This window comes from Maridesulfovibrio sp., assembly GCF_963678865.1.
Taxonomy (GTDB): Bacteria; Desulfobacterota; Desulfovibrionia; order Desulfovibrionales; family Desulfovibrionaceae; genus Maridesulfovibrio.
Map to the genome: position 1 here is coordinate 1,249,908 of NZ_OY787459.1, position 18,808 is coordinate 1,268,715.

The following is an 18,808-nucleotide window of genomic DNA, read 5'->3' on the forward strand; positions in this document are numbered from 1 at the left end:
ATTTTAAGGTAGGCATATTGCGTAATTTTTATTATTTTACCTCGCCCCCTTGTCCAGCAGTAAAAATTAAACTACCTAATGGGTTGCTTATTTGATATTAATTAATGATCGTCAGCGCGGGTGTATAACTCCCGGCTAAAAAATATTTTTCTGAAACAGTTTAACCTCCATTATTACAGTGAGTCTATTAAGAACCTTATTTTTCTACCTTATTTTTTTTCCGGCCACGATCTTTTTCTCTATTGTAGCCATTATCGGTCGCAATCAGCCCTCAAGCCACTGGTGTGAGCGAAACTGGGGCCGCGTTTGTGTCTGGCTCTGCGCCAGCAAAAACATGGTGGACCTGAGTGCATTGGATGAAAAAGAAACCTACGTATTCATGGTCAACCATCAGAGCTTTTACGATATTCCCCTGCTCTTCAAGTACCTTGCACCATGGCAATTCAAATTCGTAGCCAAAAAACAACTATTTGATTTTCCGGTATTCGGTCATGCCATGACTGCAGGGAATCATATTTCCATCGACCGCGAGAACCGCAGGCAGGGCATGCGCGACATCCAGAACGCCATCAACGTTGCCAATAGCGGACTCTCCCCGCTCATTTTCCCTGAAGGGACCCGCAACCCAGCCCCTGAAAAAGACGGCCTCATGGAATTCAAGACCGGTGGTATGGTGCTTGCCCTGAAATGCCAAAAACCCATCGCCCCCGTAGTTATGTACGGAGTCAACAGGGTCTGCAGAAAACACAGCCTGTGGATGAACCCTTTTCAGGAAGTCAAAATCAAGGCTCTGCCTCCTATTGATATTTCCGAATATAAAGTACGTGACCGCGTAAAACTCAAGGAACAGCTTGAAGAAGTAATGGGTGCGGCCTTGGCGGAGCTGAAAGATGAGTGATCCTCAACTTACAGTATGTCCGCTGGGCGGACTAGGTGAGATCGGCCTGAACTGCATGATGCTAAGCACCGCTGAAAGCTCAGTGGTCATTGACTGCGGGCTGATATTCCCTGACGATGCCCTCTTCGGAGTGGACATAGCCATCCCCCGCTTCGACCATATCCTGACCAGAAAAGATATTCTCAAGGGGATAGTACTGACACACGGTCATGAGGACCATATAGGAGCACTTCCGTGGCTTCTTCCTTACATTGATGTCCCGGTATACGGTTCCAAATTCACTCTCGGACTGGTGGAAAACAAACTTCGGGAACACAATCTGGAAGATTACGTGGAACTGCGCGAAGTCAAACCCCACGACCGCATCAAGCTGGGTGACATGGCCTTTAACTTTTTCCCGGTCTGCCATTCCATCATTGAGGGCTATGCACTGGGAATCGAAACCCCCGTGGGCCGGGTGATCCATACCGGAGACTTCAAAATCGACCGCAATCCCCTTGACGGGCATGCCACTGATCTTGAATCAATCGCCAAATTTTCCGAGCAGGGAGTAACCCTGCTCTTCTCGGATTCCACCAATGTGGAGCAAGAAGGCCACGCCCTTACCGAAAGAGAAATCAAAAGCTCCATGCGGGACATTTTTGAAGAAGCTGAAGGACGCATTCTGGTCACCCTCTTCTCCAGTCACATCCAGCGCATGCAGGAAATTTTCGACCTTGCCGGAGAAACCGGACGCAAAGTCGGAGTCAGCGGCAAATCCCTTGCACGCAACATCGATCTGGCCCGCGATCTGGGCAAACTTCGCTTTCCAGGCGGAACCCTCATTGATCTTGTGGATCTGCCCGACTACAGGGATGATGAAATTGTCCTGCTGGTAACCGGATCACAGGGAGAATCACTGGCCTCACTCTCTCGTCTTTCCACCGGAGACCACCGTCAGCTATCCATTAAGGAAGGGGACCTCGTACTCATGTCCTCACGCTTCATTCCCGGCAATACCAAAGCCATCACCCGCGTAATCAACAGGCTCTACAAGCTGGGAGCGGAAGTCCTCTATGAAAAGGTTCAAGGCATCCACGCTTCAGGACACGCCCACCGGGAAGAACTGCGCACCATGCTTGAAACAGTACGTCCCAAATATTTCATCCCCGTCCACGGCGAATACAGGCACCTTATCAAGCATTCCCGTCTGGCAGTTGAAACCGGAGTAGCCCCGGAACGGGCGCTTGTAATTGAGGACGGTGAACCGGTAACTTTCCTGCTCCACGGCATCAGGTTCGAAGAAAACGTCCCTGTGCAATGCACCCTCGTGGATGGTAAAGGCGTTGGTGATGTAGGCCAGACTGTGCTCAAGGAACGGCAGTTACTTGCCGGGGAAGGTTTGGTAATCGTGGCTCTCGTAGTCGATGTGAACACCGGGGAGATACTTAGAGGACCGGAAGTAACTTCCAAAGGATTTGTTTTTGAACAGCAGTATTCCCACCTGCTGGAAGATGCCAAATGCATTGTGCTTGATGTTTTTGAAAACATCCCTCCGGGCCAGACCAACAAACTCAAAGAACGCATACGCTCGGCCCTGCGCCGCTTTTTCCGCAAGGTTTTGGGACGTGATCCCGTGGTCATCCCGCTGGTAATATCCATAACCGGCGATGAAGAAAAGGACATCGACGCCAAGTGCGACAAATGCATCCTCTAAAACTTACTGCTGCTGTTTAATGAATTTCAGATTTGTGCTAGTCTTCAGTTTGCTATCAACTTCAGACCGGGAGAAAAGATGAAAGTCTACAGGATCAGGCATGACGAAAAAGTTTTTTATGCAACCTTGGAAGAAGGCTATTTTAAAAGCCTGGCAACAGGACAACCCGGTTCCGTGCCTATCCCTGTCTCTGAGTGTGCAATGCTGCCCATTGTTGTGCCTTCCAAAATAGTTTGCGTAGGCCTGAATTACAAAGCGCATGCGGCGGAACTGGATATGAAGATCCCTGATGAACCCATGATATTCCTCAAGCCCCCCTCTGCGATAGTTGGTAACAATGATGCCATTGTCATCCCTTCTGCATCCCGGCAGGTGGATTACGAAGGAGAACTGGCCGTGATCATGGGCCAGACAACCAAAAATGTGCTTCCGCAGGACGTTACCCCGCTCATTTTCGGATATGCCTGCGCAAATGATGTAACCGCAAGGGATTTCCAGCGCAAAGACACTCTTTTCACCCGTGCCAAAGGATTTGACACCTTTGCCCCCATCGGACCATGCATTGAGACTGATATTGATGTCAGTGCTCTGGGCATACGTACTATAATTAATGATAAGGTCCGACAGGAAGGCACTATTGCCGACATGCAATACAGCCCTGCGGAGCTGGTCAGCTACATTTCCCACATCATGACTCTCAACCCCGGCGACGTAATCCTGACCGGCACACCTCCGGGAATCGGCACACTGAATGCCGGTGACCGGGTAGAAGTGGAAATCGAAGGAATCGGCAAGCTCAGCAATCCGGTTGTTGATGACGACTCGCTGAAAACTCCGGTGCAGTAATAAAGGGTAACAACCATATAAATATTTCAAAAAGACCTGCACCAAGGGTTGCCTTTTCCGGGTAATTCCCGTAATGGTGCGTAGCCAAATCACACATTCCGGCCTCAATATGGGTGCCTGCAGCGGTTGCAGGTTCATTATCGTCGGAATGGAGGAAAAACCCAGGAGGAAATTATGGCATACGTAACTATGAAACAGATGCTGGAAACCGGCGTTCACTTCGGTCACCAGACCCGCAGATGGAATCCCAAAATGCGTCCTTACATTTTCGGCGCACGCAACGGAATCCATATTATGGACCTGCAGCAGACTGTAAAACTTTTCCGCAAAGCTCACGATTTCATCGCTGACAACGTTGCAAAAGGCGGCAAAGTTCTTTTCATCGGTACCAAGCGTCAGGCTCAGGAAGCTATCGCTGCTGAAGCAAGCCGTGCAGGCATGTTCCACGTGACTCACCGCTGGATGGGCGGAACTCTTACCAACTTCCAGACCATCAAGAAAAGCATCGATCGCCTCAAAAAACTCGAAGAAATGTTCGAAGACGGTTCCATCAACCGTTTCCCCAAAAAGGAAATCGTAATGATGGGTCGTGAGGTTAAAAAACTCAACCTCGCACTCGGCGGCATCAAAGACCTTAACGGTTCTCCCGCTGTTGCTTTCGTCATTGACCCCAAACGTGAGCAGATCGCTATTCAGGAATGCCGCAAACTCGGTATCCCCGTAGTTGCAGTAGTAGACTCCAACTGCGATCCCGATATGGTTGACTACATCATTCCCGGTAACGATGACGCTATCCGCGCCATCAAACTTTTCGCTGCCCACATGGCTGATGCCTGCCTCGAAGGCGCTGCTCGCCGCAAGGAAGACAAAGTTATGGAAGCAGAAGAAACCAAAGCTGCTGAGAAAGCTGTAGAAACTGAAGCTAAAGAAGAAACTCCTCAGGAGGCAGAATAATCATGGCTATTACCGCACAGATGGTTAAGGCCCTGCGCGAAAAAACCGGCGTAGGAATGATGGATTGCAAAAAAGCTCTCGCTGAATCCAATGGCGATGAAGAAAAAGCAATCAAATACCTGCGTGAAAAAGGTCTCGCTAAGGCAGCCAAGAAAGCAGGTCGCGCTACCAGTGAAGGTCTGGTCGGCACTTACACCCACAGCAACGGCAAACTCGTTGCTATGGTTGAACTCAAGTGCGAAACCGACTTTGTTGCTAAAGCAGAACAGTTCATCCAGCTTTCCAAAGACCTCGCAATGCAGGTTGCAGCTACCAGCCCTGTATGCGTAAAGCCCGAAGATCTGCCTCAGGATCTGCTTGAGAAAGAAAAAGAAATCTATAAGCAGCAGGCAATCGCAGAAGGCAAGCCCGAAAACATCGCAGAAAAGATCGTTGAAGGCCGCGTAAACAAATACTACAAAGAAGTATGCCTCCTTGAGCAGCCTTTCATTAAGGATGACAAGAAGACTATTAAAGATCTTCTCAACGACACCATCGCGGTTCTCGGAGAGAACATGCAGATCGGTCGCTTCGCCCGCATCAACCTTGCGGAAGCAGTTGCTGAAGAAAGCGAAGCCGAATAAGACTTCATTAAAACGGGCCGCAAGGCCCGTTTTTTTTGTCCTTTTTTTAACAAACGGCAGACCCCATACCAAGGACAGATTTGGTACATACATCAATTTCTCCTCACAACGCCGGAAAACCTCATACACGAACCAACCTTCAAAAACGTCTCCAGCCAGAAAGATCGAAGGAAGTTCAGCGGTGGATATTTTTTTAAGCTCAAATCAATACGGATACGACCGTATGGATTTGAGCTTTTTAAAGGGGCAATTTTCGCCTGATCAATTACCGTGAATAATATTTTCTGGTAACATCGGGCTAATAAACAAAAAACAAACAACCTTGATCACAGCCGGAAACAGGGAGGACCACCCTCCCGCGCCAGACAAATCAACTTCCGGCACGATTATCTACTAATAACCGGACAAGATCCGCGGAAAAACGGGAGAAACTATGGACAAATTGCGCTATTCACGGGTAATGATCAAACTCAGCGGTGAGGCACTGGCAGGCGATCAGCAGTTCGGTATCAAACCTTCAGCAATCAGCCAGTTTGCAGGCGAAATTGCAGAAGTTGCCAAGAAAGGACTTCAGGTCGCTCTGGTCATCGGCGGCGGTAATATTTTCCGCGGCATGTCTGATTCTGCAAAAGGCATGGACCGCGCTTCCGCCGACTACATGGGAATGCTCGCAACCATCATGAACGCACTGGCTGTTCAGGATGCGCTTGAAAAAATGGGCTGCGACACACGAGTTATGTCTGCAATTCCCATGCAGGCCGTGGCCGAGCCTTACATTCGCCGCAGGGCCGTTCGCCACCTTGAAAAAGGCAGGGTGGTAATCTGTGCAGCAGGAACCGGTAACCCTTATTTCACAACCGACACTGCCGCAGCACTCAGGGCCATGGAACTTAAGACCGAGGCTATCATCAAGGCAACCAAAGTAGACGGTGTCTACGACAAGGACCCGATGAAGCACGATGATGCAGTTAAATTTGAATCTATCACCTACCTTGAAACTCTGGAAAAGAGACTGGGTGTAATGGACTCCACCGCCACCTCACTGGCCATGGACAACAATATGCCCATCATTGTTTTCAACCTTTTCGAAAAAGGAAACATTGAAAGGGTTGTTAAAGGTGAACAGATCGGAACTATTGTTCACGGAGGATAATAATGATTAAAGAAGTTCTTGCCGATGGCAAAAAAAGAATGGATGGCGCGCTGACCTCTTTGGAAAACGACTTTGCAAAACTGCGCACCGGTCGTGCTGCCACCTCACTGGTGGATAACGTTCTCGTTGATTATTACGGAACACCCACCCCCATTAACCAGTTGGCTTCCGTTTCCATCCCGGATTCCCGGACCATCTCCATTCAGCCTTGGGACAAAGGCGCTTTCCCCCGTATCGAGAAAGCCCTGCAGCAGTCCGACCTCGGCTTGAACCCCGTCAACGACGGTGTAGTACTGCGCATCACCATTCCGCCCCTCACCGAGGAACGCCGTAAGGAACTGGTTAAGATTGCTAAAAAGTACACTGAAGATTCCAAAATCGCTATCCGTAATGTTCGCCGCGACATGAACGACACCCTGAAAAAACTGGAAAAAGATAAAGACATCTCTGAAGATGAACAGCGCAAAGCTCAGGATGACGTCCAAAAAATCACAGATGACTACGTAAAGAAATGCGACGTAGCATGCGGCGAAAAAGAAAAGGAAATTCTGGAAATCTAATACAATGATGCCCCGACATATAGCCGTCATCATGGACGGCAATGGACGGTGGGCAAAATCAAGAGGACTGAAACGAAGCGAAGGTCATAAGGCCGGGACGAACGCAGCGAAAAACATCGTTACCAGATGCCGTGAACTGGGCATCGAATACCTGACCCTGTACACCTTTTCCAAGGAGAACTGGGCCAGACCCAAGGATGAAATCGCAACGCTTTTCGAGCTTCTGCAAGTCTTCCTGAAAAAAGAACTGTCCAGCCTGCGTGAGCAGGACATCCGCCTGAAAATACTGGGGGAACTCTCTGAGTTCCCCTTCGGCGTAAGACAGGTTGTGGCCCACACCATTAAAAAAACGGAACACTGCAAGTCCATGACCCTCAATCTGGCCCTGAATTATTCTGGGCGGGATGAGCTTGTTCGGGCTTGCAGGAAAATGATTTCTGAAGGTGTCAGTGAAGATCAAATCACTGAAAAATCCGTGTCCGACTACCTGTACACTGCCGGACAGCCCGACCCGGACCTGATCATCCGCACCAGTGGAGAACAGCGGCTTTCAAACTACCTGCTCTATCAGGCAGCATACTCAGAACTCTATTTTACTGATGTGTACTGGCCCGACTTCACTCCCGAAGAGCTTGAAAAAGCTCTGGCCGACTTTGCCGGACGGCAGCGCCGCTTTGGAAAGACCGGAGAACAGATTTAAGACTGATCCCGTGGATAATTTTCCACGGGATTTTTTTATCCCTCCCGCTTCGATAAAATCATCCTTTGAAATTTTTTTTTATCGACAAAAATAAGCAAACTGCTTTATTCTATTTACAAAATGTGGGATAAAGCGTGTCTTGAACTGATTTTTATAATATTACACCTATATAAATCATTACAACCGACACTCATACATGAATACAGGGAGGGGTTTCATGTCATCAAGATTGGTTACCGGTTTTCTTTTATGCCTGACAGCCTGCCTGCTTGTTGCGGCGTGTGTTCCTCAAAAAAACAAACAGCAGAGTAATGCCGTAACAACAACAGTCAGAACTGAAACTGTTGTAATAACTCCTGTCATTACCGGTCGGTCTCTACTCAAAAGCAATGTCCGTGAAATTTCGTCTTCAAAGGCGGATATTGTAGATGTTCTGGCCAAGGGAACACAGGTTGAGCTGATCGGAAAAAAAGGAAACTGGTACGAGGTCAAGCGCATGGACGGAAACGGTAAACCCGGCTTTGTCTACCACAAACTAATCAATCTTGATTTCGGAAACTATCTTGGAACCCAAGGAAGAAACAATGAAAAAACTGTGGTATACGAAGCTCCGAGCACTAAATCTACCACTGTTACAGTTATTCAGCCACAGACCACTTTCGATATTATTGGTATTGAAAATGATTTTTACCATATCAAAGGTGAAAACTTTGAAGGCTATTCCTATGCCAAATATTGTGTAGCCGATCCGCTCACTCCTATAGCGAAGACTGAAACTCAAACTATTACCGCAAAAAGAGTCCCGAAAGCCTCCGGGTCGACCAACCTTGCTGCAGCACAAGTTAAACCTACAGTTACTGCAAAACCAGAAAAAGAAAAAATTCAAATCAGAACCAGAAGCAGGACCAAAACCAAAACAACTGTTAAAAAGAACAGTGCTAATCAAGGCATGGGAGCTGCTCTTTTCGGCGCCTTTGCCCAGGCCCTGCTTACCGGAGGGAACACCGGAGCCACTAATAACAGCGGTATTCCGGTACAATCTTCCAATGATCAGCTCAAGGAAATCCTGAAAAGCGTAAGTGCAGGTAAAGAACTGGCTGCCAAAACAGTTGAAATTCGGGAACAGATGCTTCAAGCCCTTAACGAAACAAGGGCACTGCAATCTCTGGTGGGGGCAACTGTAGCCGCCATGAACGACAACTACAAAATAGCGGCCGACACTGCCCGTGGAGTCAGCTCCACCGGCATGAAAAAAATATCCATCAAAGCTTTCATAAAAGACCTCTCGTACGAACCCACCGACTCAATTGAAGGTGCGGCAGTAAAAATTGCCCAGAACAGCAAAATGCTTCAGGCTCTGGAAAATAAAATCAAATCCGAGGCTGCGGAATTCTCAAACCTGAACGCCCAGCAGGTTCAGAATCTTGACTCAATTATCAATTCTTTCTCCAACAACCTGCATGCATCCAACGCGCTTTACGATTTCAGTATCGATAAAGCCAACAACGTCATCCTGCGCATTGACCGGGCCATCAACGCATACGATGAAAAAGCCGGTCCCATGGCTGCGGAAGCAACCAAACAGGCCGTGGTTATCGCGCTCGCAACTGCCGAGCTGGTCTCAATCATCAGCAATGCACAGAACGACCCGGTCAGAGCCTTGACCGCCCTGCCGAGACTGATCGAAATTCAAGATGAACTGGCTAATCTGACCACCCTCTTCGCCGACTTTCAGGCCGACTACGATTACATTGAAGAAAATTCGGCTGTCATCACCCGGCAAGGGAAAGACATCAGTAAAATTATTATGACCGCACGCCGGAAAAACACTCAGGTAACCACCATGCTTGAATCATATTACCAGAATAAACTTGCCCTGAGCAGCAGGCTCAAGAAAAAGATGGCCAGCCAGACTGCGGAAGAATTTAAAGAGGTGGAGAAAAAAGCAGCCTCTGTTGCTTTGGCTGAAGACATGCTAGACTAAAGAGATAAAAGGAGATTAATAAATGAAAAAAATCAAAGTTATTTTAATTTGCGTGATCACTCTGCTGGCCCTGTCCGGTTGTGGATTCAAACATGCTGATTCAGCCAAACAATCCATGGAAGGTGTCAACCAGTCCGCCGAAGAACTCAAAGAGGAAACCCAAACCTCCAAAGAACGCACCGAAGAAATCAAACAGGAAGAGAATCAGGATACAACCGAAGGCTACAAGTGGTAGGCAAATGATGGTCCGTAAATTCAGTTTCGTTATCATACTGCTCTCTACGCTTCTACTCGGCTCATGGGTAGAAGCTGCAGAGCTTTATATTATAGCACCGGCCATAGGCAAGGTGCGGAATAAGGAAAAAGACAGACATAAAGCGGAACTGGAAATCATACTCAAGGATAAGGAATTCAAAAAAGCCCTGCGTAAAGGAGTAATGGGATTCCTCAAACGTGCTGCAGCCAAAAACAAGGGCGTAAAAATCAAAAGGGCCGGATTCGGAGATAAATTCGACCCGGAATCTATTTTAGTACCCCTGCTGTTTGTGGATAATGTAATTTCCTTTGTGGATGAATACGGTTCCGCCGCTCAGAGATTATACAAAGGGCGGGTCTACATCGGGTTGAACTTCCTGCTCTTTCAGGCAAAGTCTGAATCTCTCGTCTATTCTGCTCCCATGCTGATATCCGTTCCTTACCTGGATAAAACAAAGAACTTCAGCCTTAATCCCCTGGCCGGACAGATCCGAAGAGCCATTGTGGAATTTTTTACTGACCGCAAAAGACTCAAGGTTGATGCGCAGGACGAACTGGGGAAATGTCTGGCCAACATGGACTATCTGTTCTCAACTAAAACATGCGCAGTTACCGATATAAATCTATCCGAGGGAACACTGAAACGCATCCAGAATCCCGGTAAATATAAGTCCTTGGCCCAAATGCTGGCCTCGCAGGCACTTTCCCAAGAAATGATGGTCCTGCCACCCAAATCAAGGTTCAATGCCATCCGCCGCGGACTGCACGCTTCGGTCTCAATGTTCGGGGTTTCTTTCCAGCAGGGATCAGAAAAATCCGGTTTCTCGGAAAGGGATAACGTATACCAGACCAGTATGCGCATGCCCAAACCCGAAACAGTGTTCCGCCTGAGCATCAAAACCGGGACCAAAGACAACGACCTCGGCGCTTTTATAGAGCGCAACTACACCACCGCAGCATACCTGCAGGGCAAAGGAGAGGTTATCAAATGCATAAAGGCCGTAGATGCCACCATTGCCAAGGGCCATACGTCCGTATCTGATGTAAACTTCTACAACAGCCTGATCAACGCCCTTTCCGATCTCGATTCCTGCAAACGATAACCGGTACAAAGCCAAGGAGTTTACATGAAAAAAACATCACTAATCTCAATTTTTGTTTCAGCTCTGCTGGTACTCTCCTTTGCCACCACAGGATTTTGCGGAAGCAAAGACGGGTACAAGATTTATAAAAAAACCGGCAAGCCGACCATTGTCTTTTCTCTGGTTCCGAGAATAAAGGGAGAAAACCTTTCACCACAGGAATGTGAAAACCTGATCCGCAACCTGAATAAATCTTTGCAACAGGAATTCAACGAAGCCGGATTCGAAACCCACAGGGACCGGATGATCACCGGTTTTCTGCTCGACTCCTGCAAACGCTCTTACGCCACATCCCAGCAGACAGTCACTGAAGACGAAATTATATCAATCGCCCGTGATAACTTAATTGATTATGTGGTCATTGGAGCATCTGAAGTGGATATTGAATATGATGAAGACTATGAACAATACTCCGCTCTAGTGGATATCAACGGTGATTTTCTAGGAGTAGAATTTGACCCGCCAACTTCTTACGCCCTGAACCTGACCGGGGAATACATGCATCCCAAAAAAGATCGGCTGATCAAGCTGGCGGTAATTGATATTGCGCGCAAAATCGCCCGCCTGCGAACCATAGATACAGTGCTGACCCACTGGCAGGAAAATAATAAAAAGAGATAAAAAATCCGGGGGAGCCGCAAAACAACTCCCCCGGATTTTTTTATAATTTGATTTTAAAAAAACTATTCATCTTCCTCGATCTGTGAAGGATCAAGCTCGGCATTGGCATAATCCATATACAGGCCGGAATCTATAAACAGGTTGCAGACATCCTCATCAATATGCCTGTCCTTGACCATGAAGCCCAAAATTTTGATGGCCTGTGAAAGTTTCATGGGTTTTTTGTATGGTCGATCTTTAGCGGTCAAAGCTTCAAAAATATCTGCTACAGCCATGATCCGGGCCTGTAGCGGCAAGTCATCCCCGCCAAGACCGTTGGGGTATCCTGAACCGTCCAATTTTTCATGGTGTCCGGCGGCATATTCAGGAACACGAGAAAGTCTCTTGGGAAATGGCAGGCGTGAAAGCATCTCATGTGTAATAGCCGCATGGCTCTCAATAACGCTGCGTTCCTTATCGGTAAGTGTCCCTTTGCGGATACAAAGGTTTCTGACTTCATCTTCAGTGAGCCAGTTAAAAGTCTCCCCGTTGCTTTCATAGGTTCGGGAAGCAATCTCCTCAACCCGCGCAATACGCTCATCAGACATGAACTCTTTGGGAATATTGCAGGAATTAATATACTGACGATCTTCTTCCACCTGCTCCAGCTCAACTGCGTAACGCATTTCAATTTCAACCAGCTTTGATGGGTCGGCACCATTTGAAAGCGCAGCCACGGTTTCTTCAAGTTGCCTATTCTTGATAATTTCAGCAATTAACCTGAATCGCGCATCGACCATCTCGGCACGGTCAAAAATTGTTTCCAGCTTTGTAGATTTATCCACCACATGTTCGGGAATGGAAATTTTCCCCACATCGTGCATCCATGCTGCCAGCTTCAGCTCCTCAAGTTCATCATCGGTAAAGCAAACATCTGCGTATTTACCTTCTTTTAAAGAATTAACCTTATCGGCAATCATCATAGTGATGGTTACCACACGCTCAATGTGACCGTTGGTATAAGGAGATTTGGCATCAATGGCTGCGGCAATACTCTGGATGACGGAATATAACAGATCTTTCAGGCCCTGAATAAGCTGGGCATTGGTCAAGGCTATTGCGGCCTGCGAAGCAAGAGAGCCGACGATGTTCACTATATCCGGTGAAAATTCGATTATTTCACCGTCTTCATCAAGAGCATTCAAAAGCTGCAATACACCGATAATATCCTGCTCGTGGTTTTTAAGGGCCAGAACCAGCATGGATTTGGAACGGTATCCGGTAGCGGCATCGTACTTCCGGGGTCCAGTGAAATCAAAACCTTCGGCTTCGTACACATCGGCAATGTTAATTGTTTCTCCGGTCAGTCCGCAATATGAAGAGACATTGGATTTATTTGGAGTATTGCCGTTAGCATAAAGCGGAACCGGAGGCAGGGTGATTTCATTACCGCTGGTGCCGCCCATGCGCACCTGCATGGTGTCATTCTGGAGAATTGAAAATTCAAGTTTGCGCCCTTCAGGATCGACAATATAGAGAGTCCCGGCATCGGCTCTAGTCAAAACCCGGGCTTCATCAACTATCATCTCCAGCAATCTCTCAAGCCGTGTTTCACCAGATAAAGCCAACCCGATTTCGGTAAGTCGCTCAATCAACTCATCTTTGGAACCCAGATCGTATTCAAGCGCATTCTCAACATCACGGCATAAATTTACCACAACATCATGATATTCAGTACCCTGAGAACTTTCAGAAGCTGTTTTAAGCACTTTCGAAAGTTCACGTAACTTGAAATCTGTTACACTATTGCTCGACACCAGACCCTCCGCACTAAGGATAATTCCCAACATTATTATTTTAAGTAATCGTCTTATTAATACAAGGGGAAGGCACGCTTGGCAAACTTAATATCAAGGGTTCGTAAAACATGCATGCCCTTCGGGGCGTCTGCATAGTTAATAGAACAGAGAAGATGCGCCTAAAAGATCTTCAAGGCATCAGTTCAAAAAGGATTGTCATTCCAGTTCTTCACGAACCGACTGTGACAGGATTAATATGGAAAAATAACTGTCAACAGCTTGCCCACTAACTATTAATGGATTATAAATATGGAGTTTTTTAAAAGATAACGTAAAATCTGCCCAGAAATGATGCTGATTTTTGCTCCTTGCGAGACATGAAACTTCCCAATATCTTAGGAAGTACCATCTTTCATAAGTAGTATCTATATATTTTAATTGCATTTTTTGTGGAAATTTCAACCGAGGACTTCATGCCCGTAAGCAGCCTTCAAAAAAGAATCATTACCTCACTGCTCCTTGTCGCAGCCTTGACCACAGCCCTGATAATGGGCGGAAACGTATTAACCGGCGGGCTGGCTATCTTCTGCACCATCGCCCTTCATGAATTTTACGCCATGTTCTGGCAGGACAGGTCACACCTTGCCTCCAGAATTGTTGGTATGGCTGCCGGCGCAGGAATAATAATGACCTCTGCCGCAGTTTCCCCGGTCTGGATGCTGTTGATAATGCTTGGAGCGTTCTGGCTTTTCAACTTACGGTTCCTGTTTTCATTCAGTGCAAAACCAGATCAGGCGGCCTACCATGACAGCTTGGTCCTCTTTGCCGGACTTGTTTATATTCCTGTTACAATGCAGTTCATGACTTCCATGAACAGCTGGGAAATACTTTTTGTACTCCTCGCGGCATCTTCCTCGGACACTGCCGCTTTTTATGCCGGAACTTTTTTAGGTAAAAAGAAAATATGGCCCCAGATCAGTCCTAAAAAATCATGGGCCGGATCAATCGGCGGATTTGCCGGATGCATCCTGTGCTGCACAGTTTATGGATTATTTTTCGGGCATGCCCCGGTCTTATACTGGATGCTCCTTGCGGCCATGCTCAACATAGGTTCCCAGATGGGGGATTTTTTCGAGTCTGCCCTCAAGCGCAAGCTCCAGATTAAAGACTCCGGTAAAATACTGCCCGGACACGGCGGTGTTCTGGACCGTATCGACAGTCTTGTGCTTGCCCTGCCCCTATACGTTCTGGCAAGACAGATTCACGCATTTTTTTAAACCGGGCTTCAACGCCTACAAAATAAGACGGATAACCAGAGTTGCAAACATATATTTCCCCTTGGCCGGCAGAAGCGAAACTCCCGGAATTCCCCAGATCAATTTCCATTCTGGGCAGCACCGGCTCAATCGGCACCAGTACCCTTAAAGTAATTGAACAACACCCGGATCTTTTCAAGATTACCGCCCTTGCCGGGGCCAGAAACGCCAAATTGCTGGCTGAACAGGCTATCAAACACCGTCCTCAATATCTCGCAGTTCTCAATGACGAGGCAGCGGCAGAATTGAACAGTCTGCTTCCCGCGGATTACAAGCCGGAAATCCTCACCGGCCCGGCGGCATACATCACCCTTTCCGAGCTGGAAGAAGTATCGCTGGTACTTTCCTCAATTGTAGGGGCAGCCGGCTTTGAGCCGACCCTCGCCGCTGCAAATAAAGGAAAAATGATCGCCCTTGCCAACAAGGAATCACTTGTGCTCGGCGGACACATCATCCGCGAAGCATGCCAGCGCACCGGAGCGACCATTCTTCCTGTTGACTCTGAGCACAACGCCCTTTTCCAAGGCTTGGCCGGACACAGTGGGGATGAAGTAAGCAGACTGATCCTGACCGCGTCCGGGGGACCTTTCCGTGGCAAATCAAAAGAATTTCTGGAAACTGTAACCCGTGAACAGGCTCTGGCCCATCCCAACTGGGACATGGGCGCAAAAATTAGTATTGATTCCGCAACCCTTATGAACAAAGGGCTGGAATTCATCGAAGCCTGCCACCTCTACGGTTTGCCGCCGGAACAGGTGGATGTAGTGGTCCACCCGCAGTCCATCATTCATTCGCTGGTGGAATATGTAGACGGTTCACAGCTTGCGCATCTGGGCGTGCCGGACATGCAGATTCCCATTGCCTTCTGCATGTGTTTCCCGCAGCGTGTGCCCCTGGCACTCAAACAGCTCAACCTTGCTGAAGTGGGGACCCTGACCTTTGAAAAACCGGACCTTGAAGTTTTTCCCTGCCTGAAACATGCAGCGGACTCTTTTGCAGCCGGACAAAGTCACCCCATTGTACTCAATGCGGCAAATGAAGTTGCTGTAGATCTTTTCCTACAGGAAAAAATTCGCTTTCTGGACATCCCGGCCATCATCGGTAAAGCACTCAATGCCCATGCCGGGTGCGATGTAAGCGAAGCCGGATCAGTTCTGGAACTGGACATCAAAACCAGACGGGACGTCATGGACTCCATCGTCTAAGGAACTATTATGTCTTGGATAGTTGACTTTATTGTGGTCCTCGGCGGGCTGATTTTCTTCCACGAGCTGGGACACTTCCTGGCGGCACGCATGCTCGGCATTGGTGTGAAGACATTTTCACTCGGATTCGGTCCCAGAATTGCCGGATTCAACTGGGGAGCCACCAACTACCGGCTATCCCTGATTCCCCTAGGCGGCTATGTCAGCCTTGCCGGAGAAGAACGGGAGATGAGCGAGGACAACGGATTCACCGAAAAAGAACTTTTCATGAGCCGCCCTCCGTGGCATCGCATGATCGTAGTCGCGGCAGGACCTATATTCAACTTTGTTCTGGCATGGCTTATATTCTGGGGCATCATCATCAGTAACGGACAAATGGGTTTGGCCCCTACCGTAGGTCAGCTCCAGCCGGACAGTCCGGCTTTGAAAGCCGGAATAGAAGTCGGAGACAAAGTTCTTTCCATTGAAGGACATAAAATTATTTTCTGGTCCGATCTCGCACAAACCATCCAGAACAGTAGATCCGACACACTTGATTTTGTTGTCGACAGGGATGGCAACATCAAAGAATTTTCCATAAAACCACAGGTTCAGGAACTCAAAAATATTTTCGGTGAAACCATCCGCAGGCCGGTGGTAGGCATAGTAGCGTCCGGTGATTCCAAAACAATTGAAATGGACGGACTCAACGGAGCTGTTGCCGCAGCAGAACAGACATGGACCGTGACCAAACTCATCTGCACCAGCATAGTTAAAATGGTTGAACGGGTTGTGCCCATGGACTCAATCGGCGGACCGATCATGATAGCTCAGGCAATCAAGCAGCAATCCGAACGCGGGCTGCTTGAACTGCTCCAGTTTACCGCCTTTATCAGCATCAACCTCGGGCTGCTCAATCTGCTGCCCATTCCCGTACTGGACGGCGGACACCTGCTCTTTTTCAGTCTTGAGACAATCCTGCGTAAGCCGCTCAATGAAAAACTTCAGGCCGCAGCCACCCGTGTGGGCTTGCTACTGCTTCTCAGCCTGATGGCCTTTGCGATATTTAATGACATAGTACGAATGAGCAGCAAATGAATGCATCCATAGAAGAAAAAGAAGAGCTTCTGCTGGCCATAAACGGCACAGAAGAAACCATGCAGATAATTATCGCCCGGCGTGAGGATGAGGGGGAGCCCTATTCCCTGCTGGAAACCAAAACCCTTGTGGTCCCCGGACGCTCGGTTAATTTCCTTGTACCCTCCATCAGGGATTCTCTTAAACTGTTCGGATACGCTGCCGGAAAGATTTCCCGTATCGCCTTAGTGGCCGGTCCGGGAAGCTTCACCGGATTGCGGCTGACTTTTGCTGCCGCTGCAGGAATTGCCGCCGGAAGCAACTGTCCGGTCTGTGGCTTGGAATACCTTCCGATCATTGCCAGAGGGACAGCCCTTGTATGCGACAGCCCTGTCTGGGCTATCACACACTCCAGAAGACTGCAGGTCTACCTGCAGGGGTTTGAGGCTGCAAACATTGACGGAACGCTGACTTCCGTCACTCCTCCTTTGCCGGTGGCTGCTCAGAAAGCAGCAGAAATAATTCTTTCATACAAGCAAGAGAATGCTGTGCTGGTTGGAACCGGATTGGTAAAAAACAAAGACTTCTTTGACGATTTTCTGGCCGGAAACCCCCAATACTCCACTATGCCTGAAAGATTCAATGTTCCATCTGTTTATGACATACTTGAAGCTGCCCAACATGCTGAATATTCTTACGAGATGCCCATACCCATGTATCTGCGCGGATCAGACGCCGAAGAAAATCTTGAAGCCATCACCCGCAAACGGGGAATTCCCCTTGAGGCTGCGCGGGAACAACTGAAGGACATTACACCGCGTTAAACATTTTTTATAAAAATTAATATGTTAAAAAGGGATCTCCATAAACGGAGGTCCCTTTTTTTATTAAATAAACAAAAAAATTAACAAACCCTAAAGTAATCTACATTTCAGACGATCAGGTAGTCACGAAGGACCAGTATAGCTTTGTGAACCTTTAGTTCCAAGGCAATGTTTTTGGCAAGGAAGCCAAAGATCACATTTCAAGGAGGAAAGCATGTCTTTAGTAATTAACCACAACATGATGGCCATGAATGCCAACCGCAACTTGGCAGAATCGTATGGTAACCTCGGTGTTTCAACTCGTCGTCTGTCTTCAGGACTCCGTATTGGCACCGCAGCTGACGATGCTGCAGGTCTCGCAATTCGCGAACTTATGCGTTCTGACATCAAGTCACTCAACCAGGGTATCCGTAACGCCAACGATGCAATTTCGATGATCCAGACCGCTGACGGCGCTCTCGGTGTTATTGATGAAAAGCTCATCCGTATGAAGGAGCTTGCAACTCAGGCCGCAACCGGTACCTACAACTCTGACCAGCGTCTGATCATCGACTCCGAATATCAGGCCATGGCTTCAGAAATCACCCGTATTGCCAACGCAACTGACTTTAACGGCATCCACCTGCTGAATGGTAACATGTCCGGCGCAAACAGCGATCACGACGGTTCCGGTATCGAGTCTTCTGGTCCTGTGAAGGTTCACTTCGGTACCGCGAACGACTCTGCGGAAGACTACTACTATGTTTCCATCGGCACTTCTACTGCATCTGCACTCGGTGTAGGTATGGGAGCAAACAACTCCATTTCAACCCAGCAGTTGGCGCAGGAATCCCTTGAGAAGCTCAACAATGCGATTATCTCAAAGGATAAGATCCGCGCTAACCTCGGTGCCCTGCAGAACAGGCTGGAAAACACCATTACCAACCTGTCCATCCAGGCTGAAAACGTTCAGGCTTCGGAATCCCGTATTTCCGACGTTGACGTTGCAACTGAAATGACTGAGTTCACCCGTAACCAGATCCTGACCCAGTCTGCAGTAGCCATGCTCTCGCAGGCTAACAGCATGCCCAGAATGGCAATGCAGCTCATCGGTTAATAAAACCGCATACGCCGCATGAATCATTCTGACTAAGTCAGACCACATGAGAAAAGCCGGGTCCGGCAAAACCGGCCCGGCTTTCTTCACCTTAATCAAAT

18 protein-coding genes are annotated in these 18,808 nt (G+C 48.1%); 17 read left to right on the plus strand and 1 reads right to left on the minus strand.

What is annotated here, in order from left to right:
* Positions 1–178: 178 nt before the first annotated feature.
* From ACKU41_RS05775 to ACKU41_RS05830, 12 genes are all read left to right on the plus strand, one after another.
* Entirely contained in the window at positions 179–898 is a 720-nt protein-coding gene (locus ACKU41_RS05775) for a lysophospholipid acyltransferase family protein (RefSeq protein WP_319780383.1), read from the plus strand.
* Positions 891–2,594 carry a ribonuclease J gene (locus tag ACKU41_RS05780; protein ID WP_321404609.1) on the plus strand — a complete coding sequence of 568 codons (1,704 nt, stop codon included), beginning with the start codon at positions 891–893 and terminating at the stop codon, positions 2,592–2,594. The genes ACKU41_RS05775 and ACKU41_RS05780 overlap by 8 nt, the downstream gene beginning before the upstream one ends.
* Positions 2,595–2,672: 78 nt before the next feature.
* Entirely contained in the window at positions 2,673–3,440 is a 768-nt protein-coding gene (locus ACKU41_RS05785) for a fumarylacetoacetate hydrolase family protein (protein ID WP_319780386.1), read from the plus strand.
* Between the two features lie 174 nt (positions 3,441–3,614).
* Positions 3,615–4,394: a 30S ribosomal protein S2 gene (gene rpsB, locus ACKU41_RS05790; RefSeq protein WP_319780387.1), complete on the plus strand. Its 780-nt coding sequence runs from the start codon at positions 3,615–3,617 to the stop codon at positions 4,392–4,394.
* A gap of 2 nt (positions 4,395–4,396) precedes the next feature.
* Positions 4,397–5,017 carry a translation elongation factor Ts gene (tsf, locus tag ACKU41_RS05795; protein WP_319780388.1) on the plus strand — a complete coding sequence of 207 codons (621 nt, stop codon included), beginning with the start codon at positions 4,397–4,399 and terminating at the stop codon, positions 5,015–5,017.
* A 433-nt stretch (positions 5,018–5,450) separates the two neighbouring features.
* Positions 5,451–6,170, plus strand: coding sequence for a UMP kinase (gene pyrH / locus ACKU41_RS05800; RefSeq protein WP_319780389.1), 720 nt, complete (start codon positions 5,451–5,453; stop codon positions 6,168–6,170).
* Positions 6,171–6,172: 2 nt separating this feature from the next.
* On the plus strand, positions 6,173–6,730 hold the full coding sequence (gene frr / locus ACKU41_RS05805) for a ribosome recycling factor (protein ID WP_321404612.1): 558 nt from the start codon (positions 6,173–6,175) through the stop codon (positions 6,728–6,730).
* 4 nt (positions 6,731–6,734) lie between these two features.
* Positions 6,735–7,430, plus strand: coding sequence for an isoprenyl transferase (locus ACKU41_RS05810; protein WP_319780392.1), 696 nt, complete (start codon positions 6,735–6,737; stop codon positions 7,428–7,430).
* A gap of 217 nt (positions 7,431–7,647) precedes the next feature.
* Entirely contained in the window at positions 7,648–9,414 is a 1,767-nt protein-coding gene (locus ACKU41_RS05815) for an SH3 domain-containing protein (RefSeq protein ID WP_321404613.1), read from the plus strand.
* Between the two features lie 22 nt (positions 9,415–9,436).
* Positions 9,437–9,649: a hypothetical protein gene (locus tag ACKU41_RS05820; protein ID WP_319780394.1), complete on the plus strand. Its 213-nt coding sequence runs from the start codon at positions 9,437–9,439 to the stop codon at positions 9,647–9,649.
* Between the two features lie 4 nt (positions 9,650–9,653).
* Positions 9,654–10,772 (plus strand): hypothetical protein, encoded by a 1,119-nt coding sequence (locus ACKU41_RS05825; RefSeq protein ID WP_321404615.1) that lies wholly within the window; start codon positions 9,654–9,656, stop codon positions 10,770–10,772.
* A gap of 24 nt (positions 10,773–10,796) precedes the next feature.
* Entirely contained in the window at positions 10,797–11,432 is a 636-nt protein-coding gene (locus ACKU41_RS05830; protein ID WP_321404616.1) for a hypothetical protein, read from the plus strand.
* 62 nt (positions 11,433–11,494) lie between these two features.
* On the opposite strand, the gene ACKU41_RS05835 is transcribed toward ACKU41_RS05830, so the two are convergent.
* Positions 11,495–13,228: an HD domain-containing phosphohydrolase gene (locus ACKU41_RS05835; RefSeq protein WP_319780400.1), complete on the minus strand. Its 1,734-nt coding sequence runs from the start codon at positions 13,226–13,228 to the stop codon at positions 11,495–11,497.
* A gap of 455 nt (positions 13,229–13,683) precedes the next feature.
* Between ACKU41_RS05835 and ACKU41_RS05840 the strand changes: the two genes are divergently transcribed.
* From ACKU41_RS05840 to ACKU41_RS05860, 5 genes are all read left to right on the plus strand, one after another.
* Positions 13,684–14,487, plus strand: coding sequence for a phosphatidate cytidylyltransferase (locus tag ACKU41_RS05840; RefSeq protein WP_321404618.1), 804 nt, complete (start codon positions 13,684–13,686; stop codon positions 14,485–14,487).
* 41 nt (positions 14,488–14,528) lie between these two features.
* Positions 14,529–15,731: a 1-deoxy-D-xylulose-5-phosphate reductoisomerase gene (locus tag ACKU41_RS05845; RefSeq protein ID WP_321404619.1), complete on the plus strand. Its 1,203-nt coding sequence runs from the start codon at positions 14,529–14,531 to the stop codon at positions 15,729–15,731.
* A 9-nt stretch (positions 15,732–15,740) separates the two neighbouring features.
* Positions 15,741–16,808, plus strand: coding sequence for an RIP metalloprotease RseP (gene rseP / locus ACKU41_RS05850; protein WP_321404621.1), 1,068 nt, complete (start codon positions 15,741–15,743; stop codon positions 16,806–16,808).
* Positions 16,805–17,611, plus strand: a complete 807-nt coding sequence (tsaB, locus tag ACKU41_RS05855) for a tRNA (adenosine(37)-N6)-threonylcarbamoyltransferase complex dimerization subunit type 1 TsaB (RefSeq protein WP_321404622.1) — start codon at positions 16,805–16,807, stop codon at positions 17,609–17,611. The genes rseP and tsaB overlap by 4 nt, the downstream gene beginning before the upstream one ends.
* A 214-nt stretch (positions 17,612–17,825) precedes the next feature.
* A complete protein-coding gene (locus tag ACKU41_RS05860) occupies positions 17,826–18,707 on the plus strand; it encodes a flagellin (RefSeq protein WP_319780408.1) in 882 nt (293 codons plus the stop codon).
* Positions 18,708–18,808: the final 101 nt, after the last annotated feature.

Coding starts and splice junctions, on each gene's coding strand:
- ACKU41_RS05780 (WP_321404609.1), top strand. CDS start 891: ATGAGTGATCCTCAACTTACAGTATGTCCGCTGGGCGGACTAGGTGAG.
- ACKU41_RS05785 (WP_319780386.1), top strand. CDS start 2,673: ATGAAAGTCTACAGGATCAGGCATGACGAAAAAGTTTTTTATGCAACC.
- rpsB (WP_319780387.1), top strand. CDS start 3,615: ATGGCATACGTAACTATGAAACAGATGCTGGAAACCGGCGTTCACTTC.
- tsf (WP_319780388.1), top strand. CDS start 4,397: ATGGCTATTACCGCACAGATGGTTAAGGCCCTGCGCGAAAAAACCGGC.
- pyrH (WP_319780389.1), top strand. CDS start 5,451: ATGGACAAATTGCGCTATTCACGGGTAATGATCAAACTCAGCGGTGAG.
- frr (WP_321404612.1), top strand. CDS start 6,173: ATGATTAAAGAAGTTCTTGCCGATGGCAAAAAAAGAATGGATGGCGCG.
- ACKU41_RS05810 (WP_319780392.1), top strand. CDS start 6,735: ATGATGCCCCGACATATAGCCGTCATCATGGACGGCAATGGACGGTGG.
- ACKU41_RS05815 (WP_321404613.1), top strand. CDS start 7,648: ATGTCATCAAGATTGGTTACCGGTTTTCTTTTATGCCTGACAGCCTGC.
- ACKU41_RS05820 (WP_319780394.1), top strand. CDS start 9,437: ATGAAAAAAATCAAAGTTATTTTAATTTGCGTGATCACTCTGCTGGCC.
- ACKU41_RS05825 (WP_321404615.1), top strand. CDS start 9,654: ATGATGGTCCGTAAATTCAGTTTCGTTATCATACTGCTCTCTACGCTT.
- ACKU41_RS05830 (WP_321404616.1), top strand. CDS start 10,797: ATGAAAAAAACATCACTAATCTCAATTTTTGTTTCAGCTCTGCTGGTA.
- ACKU41_RS05840 (WP_321404618.1), top strand. CDS start 13,684: ATGCCCGTAAGCAGCCTTCAAAAAAGAATCATTACCTCACTGCTCCTT.
- rseP (WP_321404621.1), top strand. CDS start 15,741: ATGTCTTGGATAGTTGACTTTATTGTGGTCCTCGGCGGGCTGATTTTC.
- tsaB (WP_321404622.1), top strand. CDS start 16,805: ATGAATGCATCCATAGAAGAAAAAGAAGAGCTTCTGCTGGCCATAAAC.
- ACKU41_RS05860 (WP_319780408.1), top strand. CDS start 17,826: ATGTCTTTAGTAATTAACCACAACATGATGGCCATGAATGCCAACCGC.